Origin of the sequence: Endozoicomonas sp. ONNA1, assembly GCF_024606325.1 — a bacterium.
Lineage (GTDB): Bacteria > Pseudomonadota > Gammaproteobacteria > Pseudomonadales > Endozoicomonadaceae > Endozoicomonas_A.
Genome location: NZ_JAHHPN010000410.1, coordinates 1 through 1,653 on the forward strand (window position 1 = coordinate 1; position 1,653 = coordinate 1,653).

Annotated in this window: 1 protein-coding gene, 1 tRNA gene and 1 pseudogene; 2 read left to right on the forward strand and 1 reads right to left on the reverse strand. The window is 46.3% G+C overall.

Annotation, left to right across the window (positions count from 1 at the left end; all coding sequences use genetic code 11):
• Positions 1 to 249 (forward strand): annotated as a pseudogene (locus KDK19_RS09300) (hypothetical protein); the annotation flags it as partial.
• Between the two features lie 208 nt (positions 250 to 457).
• On the opposite strand, the gene KDK19_RS09305 reads toward KDK19_RS09300, so the two are convergent.
• Positions 458 to 544: transfer RNA gene (locus KDK19_RS09305), tRNA-Leu, on the reverse strand.
• A 283-nt stretch (positions 545 to 827) separates the two neighbouring features.
• Here KDK19_RS09305 and KDK19_RS09310 point away from each other — a divergent pair.
• Positions 828 to 1,653 (forward strand): hypothetical protein (locus KDK19_RS09310; RefSeq protein ID WP_257291809.1); only part of this gene is annotated, 826 nt, incomplete at its 3' end.

A 1,653-nucleotide genomic window follows, 5' to 3' on the forward strand; every position in this document is an offset into this window, starting at 1 on the left:
GACACACAAAACATCACACTGACTAACCAGCGTGATATTGCAGACTTAAAGTCAGATATTGCTGGGGTCAGATCTGAGGTTATCAGGGTTAAATCTGATCTTGCGGCGTTGACACAGGCGACACTTGCAGGTTTCAAGAGGGTTGATGAACGTTTTGAAGAACATGATAAGCGCTTTGACGAACACGATAAGCGCTTTGACAAGATTGAAGATACACTCGTCATCATCGTGAACCATCTCAAAAAATAACCACGTCACCTAATAATAAAATCCAGTGGATTGTCTATGGCAGCCGCTGATTTGCGCGTTTCTTTTCTGGGGGGACTGGTCTTGCGGGCGAAGAGCGTTTGCCTTTGCCGGGGTTCGAGATAACAAAAAGGAAGAGAGATTAAAGATAATACCACCGGGCAACTGTCCGGCTTTCTTACTACGAATCACATGACAAAATTTTGAGGATTGGTGCCCAGGAGAAGACTCGAACTTCCACGCCCTTTCGGACACTAGCACCTGAAGCTAGCGCGTCTACCAATTCCGCCACCTGGGCCCTGCGATCAGCAATGTGCTGCTCAACAAGTGCGGCGAATATTAGGGATATAAGGCAAAAGTGTCAACACCCAGTAGAAAATTAAGGGTTCGGAAAATACGCTATATTGCTTAAAAATGAAAGGCTTACCCAGATCTGGCGGACGTTGAACACGCGTTCTGGGCGTATTGAACAATGATGGCAACTGAATGGTTTTTTGGTGCACACTCAGAATGATAGGGGCTACTCATCATAATGCATTAAAAGACACATCAGATTCTACAGGTTATCTCAGGGAGACATTATGAAAGTGAATGGAAGACAGTTCCGTTTTCTGCAAGAAACACTCAAGAGCTGGTCCCGGGATGGTCTTCTGGATGAAGGCAAAAAAGAAGCCCTGCTGAACTCTCTGGATGTGCAATCCTTTCAATGGCGCATCCTGGCCCAGTACGCTTGCTGGGCGGCGCTATTTTCCATGGTGCTATCACTGTTAGCAGTGGTTACGGATAAGGCTCTGATTGCATGGCTGGAGCGTTTATTTACTCTTCAGGACGGCACCCGAAGCTTGTTTTTCGCTGCATTGTCGGTTGGCATTTATCTGTTTGGCGGTTGGTTCAAGTCACGCCAGACAGGCCGTGTGTTTAGTCAGGAGCTTATTTTTTTCCTGGGCGCTATATCGACAGCGGCTTCCATTTACTACCTGTACAAGGTCTTTTATACAGTTAATGGTCACTATTCGCTGTTATTGCTTCTTGGAGCTGCGATTTATCTGTTAGTCGCGATAGTGCTGGAATCACTGTTGCTCTGGGTATTGGGATTACTGGTATTGGCTTGCTGGTTTTTTTTCGAAACGATTTACTGGACTAGTGATGGTAATCTGCCGCTTTTCGGGAAGAGCTTTCCAGTGCAATTTCTTGTCTTCAGTTTGGTGGTTCTTTTGCTGGGCTACGGCCTGCCAGTCTTTAAACGGACCAGAGCCTTTTTTGATGCGACTCAGTTTTTCTCGTTAACGATACTCTTCGGGTGTTTGTGGGTTTTGTCCATGATAGGTGATTATGACTATACATCTGAGCCCTTCAGTGCGTCACAAATGGAGCTTTGGTTATGGCGACTGGCCATGCTGGCAGCGT